Annotated in this window: 21 protein-coding genes and 1 pseudogene; 15 read left to right on the top strand and 7 right to left on the bottom strand. The window is 70.9% G+C overall.

Translation table 11 applies throughout. The features are described 5' to 3' along the window. From ACFYYN_RS35515 to ACFYYN_RS35475, 9 genes are all read left to right on the top strand, one after another. On the top strand, positions 1–1,143 hold the full coding sequence (locus ACFYYN_RS35515) for a thiolase domain-containing protein (RefSeq protein ID WP_500548993.1): 1,143 nt from the start codon (positions 1–3) through the stop codon (positions 1,141–1,143). After that, positions 1,140–1,538: a Zn-ribbon domain-containing OB-fold protein gene (locus tag ACFYYN_RS35510; RefSeq protein ID WP_500548992.1), complete on the top strand. Its 399-nt coding sequence runs from the start codon at positions 1,140–1,142 to the stop codon at positions 1,536–1,538. Before ACFYYN_RS35515 ends, ACFYYN_RS35510 begins: the two co-directional genes overlap by 4 nt. Beyond that, positions 1,535–2,446 carry a cupin domain-containing protein gene (locus ACFYYN_RS35505; protein ID WP_500548991.1) on the top strand — a complete coding sequence of 304 codons (912 nt, stop codon included), beginning with the start codon at positions 1,535–1,537 and terminating at the stop codon, positions 2,444–2,446. The genes ACFYYN_RS35510 and ACFYYN_RS35505 overlap by 4 nt, the downstream gene beginning before the upstream one ends. A 63-nt stretch (positions 2,447–2,509) precedes the next feature. Next, the gene (locus ACFYYN_RS35500; RefSeq protein WP_500548990.1) at positions 2,510–3,865 is read left to right on the top strand and encodes an MFS transporter; all 1,356 of its coding nucleotides are present in this window, start codon (positions 2,510–2,512) and stop codon (positions 3,863–3,865) included. Between the two features lie 21 nt (positions 3,866–3,886). Beyond that, positions 3,887–5,098: an MFS transporter gene (locus ACFYYN_RS35495; protein ID WP_500548989.1), complete on the top strand. Its 1,212-nt coding sequence runs from the start codon at positions 3,887–3,889 to the stop codon at positions 5,096–5,098. Further along, on the top strand, positions 5,064–6,062 hold the full coding sequence (locus ACFYYN_RS35490) for a cyclase family protein (RefSeq protein ID WP_500548988.1): 999 nt from the start codon (positions 5,064–5,066) through the stop codon (positions 6,060–6,062). The genes ACFYYN_RS35495 and ACFYYN_RS35490 overlap by 35 nt, the downstream gene beginning before the upstream one ends. 31 nt (positions 6,063–6,093) lie before the next feature. Beyond that, positions 6,094–7,038 (top strand): DUF6282 family protein, encoded by a 945-nt coding sequence (locus tag ACFYYN_RS35485; RefSeq protein WP_500548987.1) that lies wholly within the window; start codon positions 6,094–6,096, stop codon positions 7,036–7,038. 59 nt (positions 7,039–7,097) lie between these two features. Further along, a complete protein-coding gene (locus ACFYYN_RS35480) occupies positions 7,098–7,880 on the top strand; it encodes an IclR family transcriptional regulator (protein WP_500548986.1) in 783 nt (260 codons plus the stop codon). A gap of 111 nt (positions 7,881–7,991) precedes the next feature. Next, positions 7,992–8,309, top strand: a complete 318-nt coding sequence (locus ACFYYN_RS35475; protein ID WP_500548985.1) for a cysteine hydrolase family protein — start codon at positions 7,992–7,994, stop codon at positions 8,307–8,309. Here the strand turns inward: ACFYYN_RS35475 and ACFYYN_RS35470 are convergent. Further along, a pseudogene (locus ACFYYN_RS35470) lies at positions 8,306–9,553 on the bottom strand (RNA-guided endonuclease InsQ/TnpB family protein). The gene ACFYYN_RS35475 and the pseudogene ACFYYN_RS35470 overlap by 4 nt on opposite strands. Before the next feature lie 344 nt (positions 9,554–9,897). After that, positions 9,898–11,073 carry an alpha/beta hydrolase family protein gene (locus ACFYYN_RS35465; protein WP_500548984.1) on the bottom strand — a complete coding sequence of 392 codons (1,176 nt, stop codon included), beginning with the start codon at positions 11,071–11,073 and terminating at the stop codon, positions 9,898–9,900. Between the two features lie 269 nt (positions 11,074–11,342). Here ACFYYN_RS35465 and ACFYYN_RS35460 point away from each other — a divergent pair, with 269 nt between their 5' ends. After that, positions 11,343–11,819: a MarR family winged helix-turn-helix transcriptional regulator gene (locus ACFYYN_RS35460; protein ID WP_500328348.1), complete on the top strand. Its 477-nt coding sequence runs from the start codon at positions 11,343–11,345 to the stop codon at positions 11,817–11,819. A 4-nt stretch (positions 11,820–11,823) separates the two neighbouring features. Here the strand turns inward: ACFYYN_RS35460 and ACFYYN_RS35455 are convergent, their stop codons facing one another. After that, positions 11,824–12,603 carry an SDR family NAD(P)-dependent oxidoreductase gene (locus ACFYYN_RS35455; RefSeq protein ID WP_500548983.1) on the bottom strand — a complete coding sequence of 260 codons (780 nt, stop codon included), beginning with the start codon at positions 12,601–12,603 and terminating at the stop codon, positions 11,824–11,826. 184 nt (positions 12,604–12,787) lie between these two features. On the opposite strand from ACFYYN_RS35455, the gene ACFYYN_RS35450 reads away from it, so the two are divergent. Both ACFYYN_RS35450 and ACFYYN_RS35445 read left to right on the top strand, forming a co-directional pair. After that, positions 12,788–13,330, top strand: coding sequence for a DUF302 domain-containing protein (locus ACFYYN_RS35450; protein WP_500548982.1), 543 nt, complete (start codon positions 12,788–12,790; stop codon positions 13,328–13,330). 99 nt (positions 13,331–13,429) lie between these two features. Continuing rightward, positions 13,430–13,957: a DinB family protein gene (locus tag ACFYYN_RS35445; protein WP_500548981.1), complete on the top strand. Its 528-nt coding sequence runs from the start codon at positions 13,430–13,432 to the stop codon at positions 13,955–13,957. Between the two features lie 23 nt (positions 13,958–13,980). Here the strand turns inward: ACFYYN_RS35445 and ACFYYN_RS35440 are convergent, their stop codons facing one another. Then, positions 13,981–15,492 carry an FGGY-family carbohydrate kinase gene (locus ACFYYN_RS35440; RefSeq protein WP_500548980.1) on the bottom strand — a complete coding sequence of 504 codons (1,512 nt, stop codon included), beginning with the start codon at positions 15,490–15,492 and terminating at the stop codon, positions 13,981–13,983. 245 nt (positions 15,493–15,737) lie between these two features. On the opposite strand from ACFYYN_RS35440, the gene ACFYYN_RS35435 reads away from it, so the two are divergent. Together ACFYYN_RS35435 and ACFYYN_RS35430 are read left to right on the top strand one after the other, a co-directional pair. Next, on the top strand, positions 15,738–16,376 hold the full coding sequence (locus ACFYYN_RS35435) for a hypothetical protein (RefSeq protein WP_500548979.1): 639 nt from the start codon (positions 15,738–15,740) through the stop codon (positions 16,374–16,376). A 240-nt stretch (positions 16,377–16,616) separates the two neighbouring features. Beyond that, complete coding sequence (locus ACFYYN_RS35430) at positions 16,617–17,366, top strand: lysophospholipid acyltransferase family protein (protein WP_500328357.1); 750 nt, start codon at positions 16,617–16,619, stop codon at positions 17,364–17,366. Positions 17,367–17,499: 133 nt separating this feature from the next. On the opposite strand, the gene ACFYYN_RS35425 is transcribed toward ACFYYN_RS35430, so the two are convergent. Continuing rightward, a complete protein-coding gene (locus ACFYYN_RS35425; protein WP_500548978.1) occupies positions 17,500–18,063 on the bottom strand; it encodes a winged helix-turn-helix transcriptional regulator in 564 nt (187 codons plus the stop codon). Positions 18,064–18,173: 110 nt separating this feature from the next. Between ACFYYN_RS35425 and ACFYYN_RS35420 the strand changes: the two genes are divergently transcribed. Beyond that, the gene (locus tag ACFYYN_RS35420; protein WP_500548977.1) at positions 18,174–18,479 is read left to right on the top strand and encodes a putative quinol monooxygenase; all 306 of its coding nucleotides are present in this window, start codon (positions 18,174–18,176) and stop codon (positions 18,477–18,479) included. A gap of 67 nt (positions 18,480–18,546) precedes the next feature. Here the strand turns inward: ACFYYN_RS35420 and ACFYYN_RS35415 are convergent, their stop codons facing one another. After that, entirely contained in the window at positions 18,547–19,275 is a 729-nt protein-coding gene (locus ACFYYN_RS35415; RefSeq protein ID WP_500548976.1) for a DinB family protein, read from the bottom strand. A gap of 117 nt (positions 19,276–19,392) precedes the next feature. After that, a partial coding sequence (locus ACFYYN_RS35410; protein ID WP_500548975.1) for a C40 family peptidase occupies positions 19,393–19,811 on the bottom strand: 419 nt, incomplete at its 5' end.

The following is a 19,811-nucleotide window of genomic DNA, read 5'->3' as shown; positions in this document are numbered from 1 at the left end:
GTGTCCGCACGCATAGCCGGTGCCTTCGAGCATCCCCTGCGCAAGATCCCCGACCGCACCGTGCCACAGGTGATCGCGGAGGTCGCCTACGGCGCGCTCGCCGACGCCGGGCTCGGCCTGGCGGACGTCGACGGCTTCTTCTGCTCGGAGGTCCCCGGGCTCGGCTCGATCGCGATGGCCGACCACCTCGGACTGACGGACCTGTCCTATGTGGACGTCACCGAGGCCGGCGGCGCGTCCTACCCCATGCACGTCGGACACGCCGCGGCCGCCGTGGCGAGCGGCAAGTGCCATGTGGCCCTGGTCGCCATGGCCGGGCTCCCGCTGAGCGGTGGCGGCACCACCGGCGGTGCCCGCGGTCCCGAGCACCCCTATGAGGCGGGTTACGGCATCACCGTGCCTGCCGGGTACGCCCTGGCGGCACGCCGGCACATGCACGAGTACGGCACCACCTCCGAACAGCTCGCGGAGATCAAGGTGGCGGCCGCGCACCACGCGCAGCACAACCCGCATGCGCTGCTGCGCAAGCCGGTCACGATCGAGGAGGTGGTCGACTCCCCGATGATCTCGGACCCGTTGCGCCGGCTGGACTGCTGCGTGACCACCGACGGCGGCGGCGCACTGGTCGTCGTGTCCGAGGAGGTCGCCCGCACGCTCCCCCACCGCACGGTGAAGGTCCTGGGACACGGCGAGACGGTGAAGCACAGCGCGATCGGCCGGATCGACCTCACCCACACCGGCGCCGCGGTGTCCGGGCCACGCGCCTTCGCCGAGGCACGGCTGACGCCGCAGGACGTCGACTACGTCTCGATCTACGACTCCTTCACCATCACCGTGCTGATGAGCCTGGAGGACCTCGGCTTCTGCGAGAAGGGCAAGGGGGGCGCCTTCGTCACCGGCGGCACCCTGCGCGCCGACGGCCGGCTGCCGTTCAACACCGACGGCGGCGGCCTGTGCAACAACCATCCGGATTCCCGCGGCGGCATGATCCGCACCATCGAGGCCGTCCGCCAGTTGCGCGGCGAGGCGGCACCGGAGGTCCAGGTGCCGGACTGCCGGATCGCCCTGGTCCAGGGCCACGGCGGCAATCTCGGCTTCCGCACCGCGGCGGCCACCCTGTTGCTCGGATCGGAGGACGCATGACCCCGCACGACCCGGTCCTCTCCCGCCTGGAGGAAGGGCTGGCCGAGGGCCGGCTGGAACTCCCCCGCTGCACCGACTGCGGCACGCTCGTCTGGTACCCGCGCGCCCGCTGCCCGCACTGCATGTCGGACGGCCTCGCCTGGGAGGCGTTGTCCGGCACCGGCACCGTCCACTCCTACACCGTCAACCACCGCGGTCAGGGCGACCACGCCGGAAAGGACCCCTTCGTCATCGCCTACGTCGAACTGACGGAAGGCCCTCGTGTCCTGTCCCACCTGGACGCCGACCCGGACTCGCTGCGCGTCGGCACGCCCGTGCGGCTCAGCCGGGGGCTCGACCAGGAAGGACGCCTGCACCTGCGCTTCGAGCACCTGCACCTCGAGGAGAACCCGTGACCTACACCAAGGACGATCCGCGCTCCGCACTGTCCGCGAGGACACCCCAGAGGTCCGGCGAGCCGATCGCCGCGCCGCAGTTCCTCGACTTCTCCGTCACCGCCCCCGACACCGTCACCGAGGCGGGCAGCCGGCAGTGGATCGTCCGGGGCCAGAACTTCGTACTGATCCACACCCAGCCCGAGCCCGGCGACACGATCTTCTCGGCCGAGCTGGCGTCGGAACAGGTCGTGCTGCTGATCGACGGGAACAGCTCGCTGCGCGGCTCCGGATCGGGCGAGGAGCACGCGGTCGACGGTCCGGCCCTGGTCGTCGTCCCGCCCGGTTCCAGTGAGATCGTCAGCACGGGCACCGGGCCGATCGTGCAACTGATCCAGTCCGACGAGGCCGAGTGGGCGAAACGGGCGGCCAACGCCGACCGGTACGCCGAGCCGCACCCGCGGGTCGCGCCGCTGGAACCGTGGCCGGAGCCGGTCGGCGGCTACCGCTGGCGCACCTACCTGATGGCCGACGTGCCGGAGGACCCCGAGCGATTCGGCCGGCTCTTCCGCACCCGCGCCTTCATGGTCGGCTTCTTCAAGCCGGGCAACGGTCCCCGTGATCCGCACCGGCTCTCGCCGCACACCCACGACGACTTCGAACAGTGCAGCCTGGTCGTCGCCGGCACCTACGTCCACCACATCCAGACACCGTGGGGCCCCGACGCCACGGCCTGGCGGCCGGAGGACCACGCCCGCGTCGGCAGCCCCTCGGTCGCCATCATCCCGCCGCCCACCGTGCACACCTCACAGGCCATCGGCTCCGGCGTCAACCACCTGATCGACATCTTCGCCGGCCCGCGCCACGACTTCTCCGCACAGCCCGGCTGGGTGCTCAACGCCGACGAGTACCCCGCCCCGGTCAACTGACCACGGTCACCTGACATCAGCCCACCAGACACCGTGCCTTCAGCGCCGAAGGGACCCCTTGCCATGTCCTCCACCACCGAAGTCAAGGCCAGATCGACCGACTCCGACCTACGGGCCCGCAGACGGCGGGCGATCACCAGCGCCTGGGCCGGCTTCGCCGTCGACTCCTACTCCATCTACGTGGCGTCCACGGCCCTGCTGCCCGCCATGGTCTACTTCCAGTCGAACCTCTCCCCCAGCCAGCTCTCGGTGTTCGTCGGCATGACCTTCGCCGCGACCCTGATCGGCCGGCCGATCGGCGCCCTGCTGTTCGGTCACTTCGCGGACCGGATCGGCCGGCGCAAGGTCGGGTCGATCACCATCTACGGGTTCGGCACGATCTCCCTGCTCATCGCGCTGCTGCCGGGCGCCGAGGTGGTCGGCCCCACGCTGGCCACGACGCTGCTGATCGGGCTGCGTTTCATCGAGGGCATCTTCCTCGGCGGGGAGTACACCGCCGCCACGCCGATGGCCCTGGAGTACGCGCCCCAGGGGCGCCGGGGATTCACCGGCGCGCTGATCCAGTGCTCGGCCAGCGGCGGCCCGTTCTTCGTGGCCACGCTCACCTCGATCGTCCTGCTGTTCGCGCCGAACGCCGGGTTGCACTCGCCGTACGTCCAGTGGGGCTGGCGGATCCCGTTCTTCATCGGCGCCCTGCTGTCCTGGGGGGTCGCCTGGTTCCTGCGCCGGCGGGTCGAGGACTCGGACGTCTACAAGGAGACGGCACGGTCCAAGTCGCCCTTGCGCGACATGCTCAAGGGCTCGTCCGGCCGGGCGTTCCTGCAGTCCTACCTCATCATGACGGGCGTCTTCTTCGCGGTGAACATGCTCGGCAGCGTCATGCCGCAGCTGCTGCTGTCCAACGAGGGCTACACCGCGTCCGACCTCGCGCACACCCAGCTGGTCAACGCGTGGCCGGGCATGGCGACCTACCTCTTCTACGGCTGGCTGAGCGACCGGATCGGCCGCAAGCGGGCGCTCTACATCGCCGCGACGACCACGGTCCTGCTGACGCCGGTCACGCTCACCCTGATGGGCAGCGGGAACGTGCACGGCTGGCTCGGGCTGACCGCCCTGGCCTCGCTGACGAACGTGTTCATCGTCGGCTCGCTGGGCGTGCTGCCGGCCTACATCAACGAGCGCTTCGCCACCGCGGTCCGGTCGTCGGGCTGGGGAGTCGCGTACAGCACCGCGGTCGTCATCCCCGCGTTCTTCTCCTACTACCAGCTGTGGCTGGCCCATCTCGTGCCCTTCCACTACACCGCGGGAATCCTCTCAGCGTTCGGCGGACTGATCATCCTGACGGCCGTCATGGCCGGGCCGGAGACCCGCGGGGTCGACCTGAACACGGTGGGCGAACGAGCCGGCGCCACGGCATGACACTCACCACGAAGGCCAGGTATGCGCCCGGACAGGAAAGCCACGCCCGTCGCCGTAGCCGTCTTCGTCCTGCAGACCGCGGGCAGCGGCGTGGCGGTGTACGGCATCCCGGTCTACATCGCGGCGTTCCTCCGCTCGGGCACGGTGAGCGCGGCCGGGCTGTCCCTGGCGAGTACCGGGTTCTTCGTGGTGGGCGCGCTGACCGGGCCGCTGTTCGCGCGGCTCGGGCAGCGCAGGCCGAACCTGGTGATGCTGGGCGCGGTACTGGGCGGGACGGCGGCCATCACGGCGATGGCCGTCCGTCCCACCGGGATCGTCGTCATCGCCGCGTTCTCGACGCTGGGCGCCATCTTCAGCGGCGGACTCGTCGTGGTGGGGACGATCGTGCTGGTGCGGGTCTTCGACGGCAGACCCACGGCCGGGATGGCACTGGCGACCTCCGGCTCCTCGGCGGGCGGCATCCTGGTCTCACCGGTGCTGGCACTGCTGCTGACCACCCAGGCGGCCCTCACCCGGTCGTTCCTGGCGATCGCGGCGGGATTCCTGGTGATCAGCTGCGGCGCGCTGGCGCTCGGCTCCTGGGCGACGGCACGGCCTTCGCCGGTGCGTGCGCCCGTCGTCCCGGCCAGTCCGGTCCCGCTGCTCCGGCACTGGCCGTTGGTCGTGGCGTTCAGCCTGGTCAGCGCCTCGCAACTGGGCGCGACCTCCTACATCGTGGCGACCGGGCTGTCCCGGGACTTCACCGGCGCGCGCCTGGCGGTCTCGGTCGCGACCGCGGCGGCCGTCGCCTCGCGGTGGATCGGCAGCGCCGGCATCCGGCGGCTGGGCCTGCACCGCTGGACGGTGAGCAGCTTCTGCGCCCAGGCCGTCGGGGTCGCCCTGGTCGGGGTGGCGCCGTACGGGTGGGTCCTGTTCCTCGGGGCCCTGCTGATCGGGCAGAGCCTGGGCATCACCATCCTGATCCGGTCGCAGGTGATCGTGGAGCTGTTCGGGATCGACGACTTCGCCCGGAAGTTCGCCCAGTTCCAGACGTGGACCAGCCTGGGTTCCGCGGCCGGACCCCTGGTCCTCGGCCAGATCTACTCGACCACGCAGGACTACGTCCTCGCGTACCTCACGTTGTTCGTGCTCAACGCGGTGGCGGTGCCGTTCCTGCTGCCGTGGATGCGCACCCCCCGACCCCGACCCTGGAGAACCGATGAAGTCCGGCACCCTGACCGTTCCGCGCTATGAGGAGCTGCTGCGCCGCACCGACGCCCCGCCGGGGTCGTCGTGGCACGTGTTCGGCCCGGGCGACCAGCTCGGCACGCTGAACTTCCTCACCCCGCAGACGGCGCTCGACGGCGCGGCGCTCGTCCGGCGCGGCCGGGTGTTCAACCTGGACCACCCGCTGAACACGTTCGTGCCGAGCCCGGCCGGCACGCGGCCGCCGACCGCGCACCACATCTTCGCCAACAACCCCCACCACCGGGACGACTGGCTGGACTCGTTCTACCTGCAGTCCACCTCCCAGGTGGACGGGCTGCGGCACATCCGCCACCCCCGGCACGGCTTCTACGGGGGCGTCGAGGACTCCGACATTGACGTGGGGACCCCCTCGCTGGGCATCCAGCTCCTCGCCGAGAAGGGCATCGTCGGCCGGGGCGTCCTGCTCGACGCCGTGCGCTGGTTCGACAGCATCGGCGAACCGCTCGCGCCCGACGCACCGCGGGGCATCACACCGTCCGACCTGGACGCCATGGCCCTGCACTTCGGGGTCGAGTTCCGCCCGGGCGACATCCTGCTGCTCCACACCGGATGGGCCCGGCACTGGCTGAACTCCACACCGGAAGAGCGCGCGGCGCGCACCGGCAGCCCGGGCCTGCACCAGTCGCAGGAGATGCTCGCGTGGCTGTGGGACCACCGGATCTCCGTCGCAGCGTCGGACAACGGCGGGCTGGAGTCGTTCCCGGTCGATCCGGGCTCCGGCTGGGTGGACCCGGACGAACCGCCGCCCCTGCGCGGGCCCTCCCACAACGGCATGATGCACCGCCCGCTGATCGCGCTGCTCGGTCTGATCATCGGCGAGCTGTGGAAGCTCGACGAACTGGCCGAGGACTGCGCCGCGGACGGGGTCTACGAGTTCCTGCTGACGGCCAAGCCGCTCAACCTGCTGGGAGGGGTCGGATCACCGCCCAACGCGCTGGCCGTCAAGTAGCCCTGACCCGAACACAGACAAGGACGCACGCATGACGCAGACCGTGAACGCACTGTGGGACCCGGCGCTGGACGCCGACCGGCTGCGGGCCGACCCCGAGGTGGACGAGTTGCTCACCGGCGCCGTCGACCTGCACACCCACCCCGGCCCCAGCCCGTTCCCCCGCCGGATGTCCATCGTCGACGCGGCCACCGACGCCGCCTCCCTCGGGTTCCGCGCCCTGGTGGCCAAGTCGCACCACCACAGCATGCAGACCGACATCCTCGCGCTGGAACAGGCCGGGCTGCAGGACATCCCGGTCAAGGTCTACGGGGGCGTCGCGCTCAACCACACGGTCGGCGGGCTCAACCCCTACGCCGTCGAACTGGCCCTGCGCATGGGCGGAAAGGTCGTGTGGTTCCCGACCATCGCCTCCCGGGCGCATCTGGAGTTCCACGCGCACCACCACAGCGGCTTCCCGGTCGCGGGCGTACCACTGCGGGAGAACGAGCCGATCAGCGTGCTCGACGGGTCCGGCAGGCTCAACGCCGCCACCCGCGACGTCCTCGACGTGATCGCGGCCGAGTCCGCCATCCTCAACTGCGGGCACCTGCCGGCCGACGAGATCGACGTGCTGATCCCTGGCGCGCTCGAGGCAGGCGTGACGCGGATCGTGGTCAGCCACCCCGACTTCGTCCTCGGCGCCTCACCCTCGAGCATCGGCGACTGGTGCCGCAAGGGCGCCTTCGTGGAGCACTGCCTGGCGATGCTGGTCGGCCGGGAGCCGAAGGCCGAGCCGTTCGACCGGATCGCCGAGTTCTACCGGGCGGCCGGTCCCGGCCGGACGATCCTCTCCTCCGACCTCGGGCAGAAGGGCAATCCCCTGCCGGTCACCGCGTACCGCAGGATGGTCCGGGTGCTGCTGGACCAGGGCGTGGCACCCGCCGACATCAGGTCGATGACGGGAGGAAACGCCGCTCAGCTGCTGTCCATTTGAACCCCGCGCCGGTGGCTCGGTAGAGTCCGCACGACGTGCGAGCGACGTGAGGAGCGGGCTTGACCAGCGGGGGCGGCACCGGCGACATCCAGGCGGTGCACCGCGTCGCGGAAATCCTGCGGCTGTTCACCCTCAACAAGCCGAAGGTCACCGTCGCCGAGGCCGCCGCACAGATCGGCCTCAACCGGACCACCGTGCACCGCTACTTCACCTCGATGGTCCTCGACGAGATCCTCGAACGCGCGCCGGACGACGCGTCGGCGTACATGCCCGGGCGCCTGTTGCTGCAGCTCGGCGCCGTCGCCCAGGGCCAGCGGCGGGTGCTGGACATCGCCCCTCGCCACATGGACGCACTGTCGGTCGAGACCGGCCGGTCGGTGGTGCTGTCCTTGTGGGGCGCGTCCGGTCCCGTGGTCTCGCTCGTCTCGGAGGCCGGCACCCATCCGATCCTGATCACCGTGCGGATCGGCTCGACCCTGGGTCCCGACTCGGCGCAGACCCGGCTTTTCGTCGCGCTGTCCAAGGACGAGGAGAGGGTGAAGAGGTACCTGGCCCGGATTCCGGACGAGGCGCGGACGGCGCTCGAGGGCACGCTGGAGCCGTGCCGGTCCCGCGGCCTCAGCCGGATCCGGGTGCCCTCGATCGACGGCGTGGTGCTGGCCGCGGCCGTCTTCGACGAACACGACGTCGCGGCCACGGTGGCCTTGGTGGGTACCACGTCCTCGTTGCCGGAGCACGCGACGGAGATGGAGTCGGCGCTCCTGCGGACGGCCGCCGCCATCACCGAGGAGCTGGGCGGCGCCGACACGCGCGATGCGGCACTGGGCGGCCCGGCCGTCTGAGCCCGTGGCCCGGCCGCTTGCACACGGCCGGGGCGCGAGTTAGCGTCGAATATAGTCACTTATGTTGACTATCGAGGTTCGTCCATCTCTCCGGCTGCAGGAGCGTGCACCATGCCGGACAACAAGTTCCACGAGTTCCTGACCCCCGACAACAGCGCCCTCGTCCTGGTCGACCACCAGGTGGGCCTCTACAGCGGCGTGCGGGACACCGGTCTGCTGGAGCTCAAGCACAACGTGGTGGCCTTGGCGAAGGCGGCGCAAGTGCTCGGGGTCCCGACCGTCGTCACCACCACCTCCGCGGACAGCCTGTGGGGTCCGCTGATCGGCGAACTGGCCGAAGTGCTGCCCGCCGGGGCCAAGGTCATCGACCGCAGCACGGTCAACGGGGGGGGCACGACGACCGGGTACTTGACATCCTCCCCGCCCTAGTAGGGGGCGGGGATTCCTGGCTCACGTGGGCTGGGGACCGGCGGTCCGCCAGCGCTTACACGATCGGCACCAGCCGGGTTGAGACCAGCCCGGACCAGCATCACGCGGGCGGAGTTCTTGTCCCTGGGGGACACGGCTCCGCACGCGGTGCAGGTGTAGGTACGTTCCGAGAGTGGCAGTGCGTGCTTGGTTCTCGCTCCGCACAACGCGCAGTCCATGGTGGTGTGCGCGGGATGCACCAGGCGGACGTCCCGCCCGTGCTTGCGGCCCATCTCGATCAGAGCCGTCTTCGTGGCGCCGATCGCCGCGTCCGCCGCCTTACGCGCCATGGTGGTGCGGCTGAGGAACTTCGGCCGGAAGTCCTCGACGGCGACGACGTCGTGGTCGGTCACCACGCGCTTGGCCCACTTGCGGGCGGTGTCCTGCCGCCGGCGAGCGATCTTCTTGGACACCTTCGCGGCAGCCCGGCGGGCCTTGCGGTAGCCGCCGGTGTGAGGCTTGTTCTTCGGGGTACGACGGCGGGCCATCATCTTCTGGTAGCGGGCCAGTTTCGCCGCAGCATTCCTCCCGTGCTGGGCGTGCGGCAGGTCGTGGGCGTCACTGGTGGTGGTCGCGGTCTCACGGACGCCCCAGTCGATACCAATCACTGCGCCGGTGGCGGGCAGCGGCTCCGGGGCGGTGGCCACGACGAACGAGGCGTACCAGTGGCCGAGGCTGTCCCGCTACACGCGTACCGATGTGGGGACTGCGGGCAGGTCGCGGGACCACACCACCGTGAGCACGATGCCGCCGGCCAGGTGCAGGCGTCCGTCCTTGAGCCTAAAACCGCGGGTGGTGCAGTTCAGCGACGGGGCGGCCTCGCGCTTGCGCTTGATGCGGGGCATCCCGGCCCGCTGCCTCATCGGCAGCCGCGCCGCGATGTCCTTCAACGCCTTGGTCCGGGACTTGGCGAAATCCCGGATGACCTGCTGTTGCGGCACCGAACTGCCCTCCCGCAGCCATGCCATCGACCGCCTCGCCTCGGTCAGCATCCTGTCGAGCTGCGCCGGGCCGCACGTGACCTTCTGCCCGGCGCTCCTGTTCAGGCCGTGGACCCTGCGGGACACCGCCACACACTCGTTCCACACCCACCGGCAACGCGCCCACTCCGCCTCCAGACCGGCACCCGCCGCCGACGACACCCGCAGCCGATAGGTGTACCGGGCATGCCCGCACCGCCGCTCGGTCAACGCTGTCGTCGTCACGCTCCGGAACCTAACAGCCCCCACTGACAACGAAGGAGAGTGCAGGTCAGGGCAGACCTGCAGAGAGCTCCGCCGCTTCGCGGCTCCGACTCAAGGACCCATTCCTCCCTGGCCTGATGGCCGGGGCATCCTGGGGGAAATCAGGTGAGCGCATCACGTCCACCAGACGCGGCAAGCTCATCTTCTCGGGCATCTCATCGGAGGTGTGCGCGACGCTGCCCGCCATCGCGGCCGCCTCAGAGGGCTACGACACCTCGCCGCGTACGGCACGTAGTGCCGCGCGTCTTGTCCCGGTGCCGGGACCGCCATCGGCCCCGGCTCCGGGATGACGCATGTCGCCTCGGCTACTCGCCGGTCTGCTGCCGCAGCCGCTCGTCCAGCCAGGTACGGGCCACGCCCCAGGCGTGCCCGTCCGGGTCGATCACGTCGAAGTGGTCCGCTCCGGGTGAGATCACGAGCGTGACGTCCGCTCCCTTGGCCGTGGCGGCTTGCGCGTAGGTCTGCGCGTAGGCCGGCGGGATCACTTCGTCGGCCGAGCCGTGGACGACCAGGACCGGGACCCCGCCGTCGGCGAGTTCGACGGGGGAAGCGACCGCGTACCGGTCGGCGTGTTCCGCAACGCTCCCTCCGAGCAGCAGCCGGGCGATGCCGTCCCCGGCCTGAGCGGCCACCGCAGGCCACACGTCGGCGTGGGACGGCGGCGGCGCGTTGGGCGGGACGTCGGCATCGGAGTCCGTCATGCCGTTGCCGAGTGCCACGGAGTCGGCGTGGACCAGGTCCAGCACGCCGGCCAGCGACACCACTGCGACGGGCTTGACCCGGGGATGCGCGCCGGGAACGCCGTCCGGCAGGGCGGAGCGGTGCGCGACCCATGTGGCCAGGTGCCCGCCCGCCGAGTGTCCGACCACCAGAACGCGGCCCGCGTCGGCCGCCGGATCGAGGTGGGCGACGGCGTCCACGGCCGCCGCCATGTCGTCGAACGTCCCCGGCCACCCGCCGCCGGGTTCGCCGATCCTGCGGTACTCCACGTTCCAGACGGCGTAGCCGCGTGCCACGAGGTCCTCGGCCAGCGGTACGACCTGCCGGCGGTCGAACATGGCCGTCCACCATCCGCCGTGCACCAGGACCACGACCGGGAAGGGCCCCTCACCCTCGGGGAGGTAGAGCTCTCCGACCTGGGACGGCTCGGGTCCGTAGGCGACGGTCCGTACCGCGCGGGAGCCATCGGCCGCGTCGTCGTAGCGCATCCCGCTGTCGGCGCTGACGAGCCGGTCGATCGTGGCGAAGAACGCGGCGATCTCGGGGAGGTTGCCCCCCTTCGCGCGTGACTCGTCGAAGGCCAGCGCGTCCGCCCATTCGACGACGTCCAGCCAGGTGTCGTCGGCGACGCGCACCAGGCGTGCGCCGATGAAGCCCCTGCGGTCCTTGCGGAACGCCGACAGCATGCCGGAGCGCGCCGACAGCATGTCCGACGTCCTGTCCGGTGCGACGACGAACGTCGTCAGCTCGATCACAGACATCCTCAGCTCCTGACGGGTGATGCACGGAACACAATTAGTGAGCAAACTTGATAGTCACTTATCTTGACTATTTAACCTTAGGTGTCCGCGGGGACGGCTGCAAGCGAGAGCGGAGGCCGGGCGTCATGTGCATCCACCGCGGTGAACACACGGGCGGTGCGCCCCGGATGCACGGCGGGCACCCGGCGAGGCCGCCACACTACGATCGACCGTAGTGAGGGGCTCCAGACGCAGAGGGGTGGCCGGCCGTGCGGCGCAGTGAACGGAAGGTGACGGATCCCGACATCGGGATCATGTCCGCACGCCTGCTCTTCTCGGTCCAGAAGGAACTCTTCGAGAAGCTCGCCGAGCAGGGCCATCCCGAGTTGCGCCCCCAGCACGGCGCGGTGCTGGGGTACATCGACGAAGAGGGCAGCCGGGCGACGGAACTGTCCCGGCTGTCCGGGGCCCACAAACAGGTGATCGGCAATCTGATCGACGAACTCGAAGCCCTGGACTACGTGGAGCGCCGCCCGGACCCCAGCGACAGGCGCGCGAAACTGATCGTGCCCACCGCCCTGGGACGCGACCAGATGCGCAAGTCCGACGCCATCATGGCCGCCATCGAGGAGCGCCACGCCGAGGAAATCGGCAAGCAGGAGTACGCACGCTTCAAGGACGCGTTCCGGCGGATCACCGCACTCCAGACCGAGCGCTTCGACGAGGCCACGACGCCCCGGCGGCGGCGTCCGGCGGCCGGGGACTGACCGTCTACAGGCGGGCGGTCATCCCGCCGTCTATCGCGAGCGCGGCTCCGGTGATGAACCCGGTCTCGTCGCTCAGCAGGAACGCCGCGAACGCGGCGATCTCCTCCGCCCGGGCCATCCGCCCGAGCGGATGCATCGCTTCGGCCGAGCGCCAGGAGTCCTCCGGCGTCAGGTCCGGGTCTGCCCGCGCGAGAGCGCGCGACAAGGGCGTGTCGACACCGCCGGTGACCAGGGCGTTGACCCGGACGCCGGCCGCGGCCGCGTCCAGCGCCGCCGACTGGGTGAGCCCGATGACGCCGTGCTTGGCCGCGTTGTAGGGGGCCATGTGCGGGTACGCGGCGATGCCGCAGACGGAGGCGTTGTTCAGGATCGCGCCCCCGCCGCTCGCCTGGAGCGCGGGTATCTCGTACTTCAGGGCGTAGAAGACGCTGGTGAGGTTCAGCTCCAGGTCCGCGTGCCAGGCCCCGCTGTCGACCTCGGTGACCCTGCCGTCGGCGGTGGGGGCGCCCGCGTTGTTGAACGCGCCGTCGAGCCTGCCGTACCGGCTCAGCGCCTGCCCGACCACCTCCTCCACATCGTCCTCCACGGTCACGTCGGTGGGTACGAAGGTCGCCTCGCCTCCGGCGGCCCGGATGTCGGCCGCCAGCGCCTCACCGACCTCCCGGCCGCGTGCCGCGAGGACGAGCTTCGCGCCCTCGCCCGCGACACGCTCCGCCGTCGCCCAGCCCATGCCCGAGGTGGCCCCGGTGATCAGGATGACCTTCTCCGCGAAACGTGCGTACACGATCACTCCCCTGGCCGGTCGGGCCGGAAGGTGGAACTCCCACTCGAAACAGAAAGTAATAAGTCTTGATTGTCGCAATTTGCACCATAGAGGCTAAACCGCTTCGCGCCTGGCGGCAACCCTGCCGGAACCGCTCCACCGCCCTAGGCTGACTGTTGTAGGGCAGGCCAGAAGGGAGCAGGTCATGGCCGGCAACGCCACGACGAGCCACCCCGCGACCCGCGCACTCCCCCGCTCCGTCACGCGACTGGAGATCCCGGTCGGAGAGGATTACGAGGACTTCCGCGCCCGCTACGAACAGGCCGTTCCGCCGCTCGACTACCAGCGCACCTTCGAACTGGTCGCCGCCCGGGCGACGTGGAGCGCCGTGCGCGATCTGGTGGACGGGAACGCTCCACTGGGGTTCATGATCTACTGGAAGTTCGACGCGCAGCCCCTGTTCGGCGTCGCCGGGAACCAGGCACGCTGCACCGAGTACCTGATGGGCAATCACATCATCGCCGAGCGCATGTACCGGCACGATGCCGGAGCCCTCATGTACGCCCCCCTGCGCACCACGATCCACGAATCCCCCTCCGGGGAGGTGCTGTTCGCGATCGATCGCCCCAGCGACACGGTCGCCGCGCTCGGGCGGCCCGAGATCACCGACGTGGGGCGCGAGCTGGACCGCAAGGTCGGAGTCCTCCTGCGTCATCTCGGCGTCCCCGTGCCCGAGGAGCTGACCTGACCGGGCGGCGCTCGTAGGTCCTGGGCCCGCGTTGTCGTACCCCCGGCGTAGCATCCGCCTGGAGTCGGGGTTGCGGTGTGCGGCTGACGGAGGCGCGTGGTGACGAGCACGACGGGGCAAGCCGAATTCGACGCCCTCAAAGGCGGCCTGGACCGGCAGCGCGAGCATGTCCTCGGGATCCTCGCCGGCCTCTGTGAGGACGACCTGCGCCGGCCGGTGCTGCCCAGCGGCTGGAGCTGTCTGGCGCTGGTGCGCCATCTGACCCTGGACGTCGAACGTTTCTGGTTCTCCGGCGTCATCGGGGGCGAGCCGGCTGTGGCCCCACAGCTCACGGCGGGGGCGCAGGCGCACTGGTCCGTGCCCGGGACGATGGCTGCCGAGGAGGTCTTCGCCGACTACCGGGCGGCCGTCGAGCGCGCGGACGCCGTCCTGGCCTCCACGGCACTCGAACAGCCGCCCGCCGCCTGGCCCAAGGAGATCTGGCCCGACTGGCGGCTGCCCGATGTGCGCCACATCCTGATCCACGTGCTCACCGAGGTCGCCTGCCACAGCGGTCACTTGGACGCCGCCCGCGAACTGATCGACGGCACGACCTGGCTCGGCGGCGACCCCTACGCCCGTGGCTGACCGCAGGGGGACGTGAGGGCTCGTCAGGGTGCCGAGGGGTCGGGCCCGGCGTCCGGGATTCCCGCGGCGTCACGCTGGAGGCGGGCGAGGGCGTGGACCGTGTCGCGGGTCGCCGGGTACAGGTCCCGGTAGAGGTCGTGCAGCCTGTCGTACGCGGCCTCGGTGGCCGGATCCGGTACGCACTGCTCGCGGACGGGGTTCCACGTCGCGGTGGCCGTCGTTCCACCCTCCCATCGGGCGGCGAGCCGGGCGGCCCCGTAGGCGGCTCCGACGGTGACGGTGGGGATGTCCTGGGGCAGCCCGGTGACGTCGGAGACGATCTGCGTCCAGAGCCTGCCCTGCGTGCCCCCGCCGACCGCGACGACCCGCTCGATGTCGGCGCCCGCCCGGCGCATGGCCTCGACGTTGTGGCGCACGCCGTGAGCGGTGGCCTCCAGCGCGGCCCGGTACAGGTCGCCGCGGGTGTGCTCGACGGTCAGACCGGCGATCACCCCGCGAGCGTCGGGGTCGGCGATCGGCGTCCGCTCACCGGCGAAGTACGGGAGTATCGCGAGCCCGCGCGCGCCGACGCCGCTGGCCGCGGCCTCCGCCAGCAGGTCCGCGCGGCCGGGTGAGCCGAACAGGCCGCGCAGCCACTCGGTGACCGCACCGGAGGTGGCCATCCCGGCGGCGAGTGAGCGCGTGCCCGGGAAGGCGCCGACGGTGCTCCACAGTTCGGGCTCGCGCAGCTGCGCGGTGACGGTGGCGATGAGGAACATCGTCGTGCCGTACATGAGCATCAGGTCGCCCGGTCGGGTCGCGTCGACGCTGACGGCCTCGGCCCAGGCGTCGATCGTCCCGGTCAGGACGGGTGTCCCCGGCAGGAGCCCGGTTGCCGCTGCCGCCCCGGCCGTCACCGTGCCGGCCTGGTCACCGGGCCAGCGCAGCTCGGGCAGTTCCGCGTGCGGCCACACCGCGTCCACCCAGGGGCGGTACCACTCCTGCGCCCGGGTGTCGTAGAAGGGGACCGACTGGCTTGCCGAGTGGTGGTCGAGCACGTAGGCGTCGGTGAGCCGGTGGGCGAGGAAGGAGGCCGGCATGAACAGCCGCCGTGCCGCGCGGAACACCTCGGGCTCGTGCTCGGCCACCCAGGCCACCTTCGGCCCCACCGCCTGTGTGGACAGCACGCTGCCGCACCGGTCGAGGACGGCCCCGCGGCCGAGTTCGGCGTCGAGCCGGGCGATCTGCGCGACGGCCCGCGTGTCCACGCCGTACAGGACGGCCGGACGCAGCGGCCGGTTCGCGGCGTCGGCCAGAGCGACGCACGGGCCCATGCCGCTGACGCCGACCGCATCCACGCGCATACCGCCGGACAGGAGGTCGCGGGTGATGTCGCAGAACTCCCGCCACCACACATCGGGGTCCATCTCGACGTGTCCTGGTCTCGGGCGGGAGACGGTGTGCGTGCGCACGGCGGTCGCGATCACCGTGCCCGATGCGTCGACCAGGACGCCCTTGCTGCTGGATGTGCCGACGTCGACACCGAGGAAGGCCATGCCTGCATGTCATCACACGGGTGGGCCGTGACACCGAGAACGCGGTCCTGCTGTGGGCGGACGCGCATCATTCGCCGCCGGCCCTGCAGTCAGTAGTTCCAGCGGTTCACACTGCCCTCGTCACGGCAGAAGATCAGGCGGCCGTTGCCGGCGTGCGTGGACCGGCCGCCCGGCCGGCCGCCTCCGCCCGTCAGCTCCGGTGAGTCGGGTGACGGAGCGCCGCGGGCCTGGTAGAACAGGCGCCGATGGGCATCCGGGAGCGCGACCGCAAGGTGTACCGGCCGCTGCGGCGGGCCGGCCTCGAGGTGATCCCGAACGCCGTGCCGGACGGCACGATGCCGTTCGTCCACGGATACGCGACCGAGGACGTGGACGGCAGCTTCCGCCACCCGTACGACACCCCACGGCTCGTCGAGCGGCTCAACGAGGACTGGTACGACCTCGCCGTCGCCTCGGGACTCTTCGACCATCGCCGCGAATTCCTCGTCCAGCTTCCGCAGGGCGCCCGAACGCACCAGGCCGCCCTGCGGAACCGGCACAGCGGCAGCCACGTCGCGCCGGCGGTCTGGGCCCGGGTCCGGCTCCTGGAACGCTGGGACGTCATGGGACGGGGCGCGGCATCGGCGTTCCTCGGCGTCCACACGGGCCACCCCGGCTTCGCCATGATGGCGCTCGACGGCAGCGTGTACCTCCGTGCCTCGACGGGCGAGGTCGCCGTCGACGTGCTCACGGTGCGCCACCCGGACCGCTCGGAGAACGTCCTGCGGCACCTGGAGTGGATCGTGCTCGACGACAGCCCCTACGTCATCCGCGAGTTCAAGGAGCGGATCGCCGCCTGGCTCGCCGGCCGCACACCGGACGCCGTCGGCCTTCCGGGCGGCTGACGCCGCGATCCAGGCGGCAGGCGGCGGCCCACGGCCGGGAGCGGCGGCCGGGAGGCAAGTTGATCGTTGCACCACACACCCATTAGGCTCTTGCCTGATCAAGTAAATTGTCGGACGTGCAGGCGCTCCCGGCGAACGGTGAGCCGACGAGGACGCCTGACACGCCACCGGTCTGCCACGCACCGGGGAAAACAGGAACGAGCGGCCGGTCAGCGCCGCGCATGTGAGGGAGGAACCGGGGTGTCCGGCAGATCACACAACCCCTACGGCTTCTGGTACCGGCTGGCCGCGGCCATCGCGAAACCCGTGCTGTTCGTCCTCGTCAGGCACCGGTGGCGCGGGCACGAACACATACCCGCCGAGGGCGGTTTCATCACCGCCGTCAACCACATCTCGTACTTCGACCCGCTCACCTACGGGCACTTCCAGTACAACAGCGGTCGGCCGCCCCGGCTTCTGGCCAAGGCGTCCCTCTTCACCATCCCCTTCGTCGGCACGGTGCTGCGCAAGACCGGCCAGATCCCCGTCCACCGCGGAACGGCCGACGCCGCGCTGGCGCTCCGGGACGCGATCGCCGCCGTCAACAAGGGAGAGTGCGTCGCGGTCTACCCGGAGGGCACCGTCACCCGCGACCCGCAGCTGTGGCCGATGGCCGCCAAGACCGGTGCGGCACGCATCGCGCTGACGACCGGCGCGCCCGTCATCCCGGTCGCCCAGTGGGGCGCGCACCGGATCGCACCGCCTTACGCGCGCGGGGGACGCGGCAACCGCCGGGTGTGGCTGGTGCCCCGCCAGACCGTGCACGTCGTGGCCGGACCCCCGGTCGACCTCAGCCGCCACCACGGCAAGGAGCTCACGCCGGGCGTTCTGAAGGACGCCACGGAGGACATCATGACCGCCATCACCGCGCTCCTCGCCGACATCCGCGCCGAGCAGCCCCCCGCCGAACGCCACAGCGTGCGCCGCGCCGCGCGCGAGCGCGGCAAGTGACCCGCCACGCTGCGGGGCCGCGCACAGCGGCAACGGGTACTGCCCACAGGTGAGTTGATCGTCGGACGTGCCACGGCCCGTGGCGGAGGGTGCTCCGCCACGGGCCATTCGACGGCGCCCGGGGGCCCAGCCGTCACACGCTCTGGTCGCGCCCCCGCCCCCGCGCCGGGGTGCGCGCCGTCACGATGGGCTCGAGCAGCCGCCGCGGGGTGTTGATCGCGCTGGAGACGGGATCGTCGTCGGTCCCCTGAGGCTGGAAGCCCGGTCCGGGTTCCATGCGGATTTCCGGGACCGGGACGGCCGCACCGCATTCCTGGCAGCGTCCGTCGGGGTCGAGGAGGCCCCCGTCGAGGTCATGGCGGATGAGGCGCTTGGTTCCGTTCGGGGAGTAGAAGGACTCCCCCCAGTTCATCAGAGCGTGCACGGCCGGCCACAAGGCGATGCCCTTGGCCGTGAGCCCGTACTCGACGCCGCCCGCCGCGTCGTCGTCGCGCGTGAGCACGCCTTCCTGCACCAGCGTCTTCAGCCTGCCGGTGAGAACGGCCCGCGGGATCCCGAGCTGCGTGGCGAAGTCCCCGAACCTCCGCACCCCGTAGAACGCGTCGCGGACGATCAGGAGCGTCCATCGCTCTCCGACGACTTCCAGCGTCCGCGCGAGGGGGCAGTTCCCGTCGGCGTAGGTGTTGGGCAGGGTCATGCCCACCATCCTACCAGGAGCGGTTCACTCACTGAACTGATCGGTGCTACGGTGGATCCGAGAGCAGTTCAGTCACTGAACTGACCGCATTGAACTCGGGAGCATGCCGCATGTACCAGTTCCTCGTCTCCTTCACCGTCCAGCCGGATCACCGCGACGACTTCGTGCGGGCGGCCCGGAGGACCGCACGGGACTCCCTCGCGAACGAGCCCGGCTCCCACCGGTTCGAGGTCATCGCCGACGAGGAGAACCCGGACGTCTTCTACCTCAACGAGGTCTACGCGGACGTGGACGCGTTCAACACCCACGCCACCGGTCCGTACTTCGCGGCGTTCTTCGCCGAAGCCGGCGCCTACGCCGAAGGCCCGACGTGGCTCATGCGGGGCAGCCTCGTGGGCGACAAGACCGCCGTCTGACGCAGGGAGGGCGAGCGATGACCACGTCCCGGAGCCCCGGAGAACGAGCCCTTCCTGATGGCGAAGATCAACTGGTAAGGGCCCCGGAGGCACCCTTCGCCTGCCAGAGGTCGCGGAGCAGGGCGATCTCGGCCATGTGGTGGATGAGTTCCAGATTGCCGCCCGCGAGCACGGCGACGAACGGCTCGTCGGGGTCGGAGCCGTACGGGTACTGCGAGAAACCGATCGTGTCGAGCTGCTCATCGGTGACGGTGGCGACGCTCTCGCGCCAGCGGTCGATCACCGCCCAGAACCGCTGGAGCGCCACGGCTGCGGAGGGCGTGAAGTCGACGAGCAGCTTGGGCTCGTGCCGCCGTTCGCCGAAGGTCCACTCCCATCCGCCCGCGAAACAGAAGTGCAGGTGCCCCAGGCGCCACGCGATGGTCGTGAACGGTACTCGGTCGGGTTCCGGCGGGCCGGTGTGGGCCAGGACCTGCGCGACCCGTTCGACGCTCACGCTCCAGTCCTCGGCGATCTTGTCGACGGTCATACCGCCCGCGGCCTGCCGGGCCACCTCCGCGTACTCGCTCGCCGGGATGTCCGGGGCGCCCAGGTCGAGCACCCACTCCCCCGGACCGAACGCCCTGGGCGTCGTCGCCTCTTCCCGCCGACGGATCGACCAGCAACCGGGCACCGGTTCCCACAGGTACTCCTCGTCACCGAGCCCCTCGAGCCGTACCTGGGCCATCTCCCGGGCGTGGTCGAACTGGTCGAGCAGCAAGCCCAGTCGGCCGGTCCGTGCGCCCTCTGTCGCCATGTGTCCGGCTCCCTCCGCGGTCGCGTTCCGTCGTTGCGCACAGGCGAAGCTAACGGCTCACCTCACGGGACGCGACCGATTTCCCGGCCCGCGCCCTCAGCGCTCGGCGCACGGCGCTCAGATGCGGACACCGAACTGGAACGGCATGTTGTTGATGGACTCGTAGCGCACGAGCGTGCCGGTGCGCGGCGCGTGCAGGACCATGCCGTTGCCCGCGTAGAGGCCGACGTGGTGCAGGTCGCCGTAGAAGAGGACGAGGTCGCCGGGCGCGAGCTGGCTCATCGACAGGCGCGTGCCCGCGTTGGCCTGCAACTGGGAAGGCCGCGGTATGTGTGCGCCGGCCTGGGCGTAGGCCCAGGAGGTGAGGCCGGAACAGTCGAAGGAGCTCGGGCCGGACGCGCCGTAGACGTACGGCAGGTTGAGCCTGGTCTTGGCCGCGGCGAGGGCGGCGGCGGCGAGCGAGGAGGCCGGCGGGACGTTGCCCAGGTCGACGCGCTCGTTGGAGCGGTTGGCCCGGTTCTCCGCGGCGGTGAGGG

The organism is Streptomyces sp. NPDC001902, assembly GCF_042891295.1.
In the GTDB taxonomy this organism is placed as follows: domain Bacteria; phylum Actinomycetota; class Actinomycetes; order Streptomycetales; family Streptomycetaceae; genus Actinacidiphila.
Note: the sequence above shows the minus strand (reverse complement) of the source record. Positions and strands in the feature narration are given on the sequence as shown.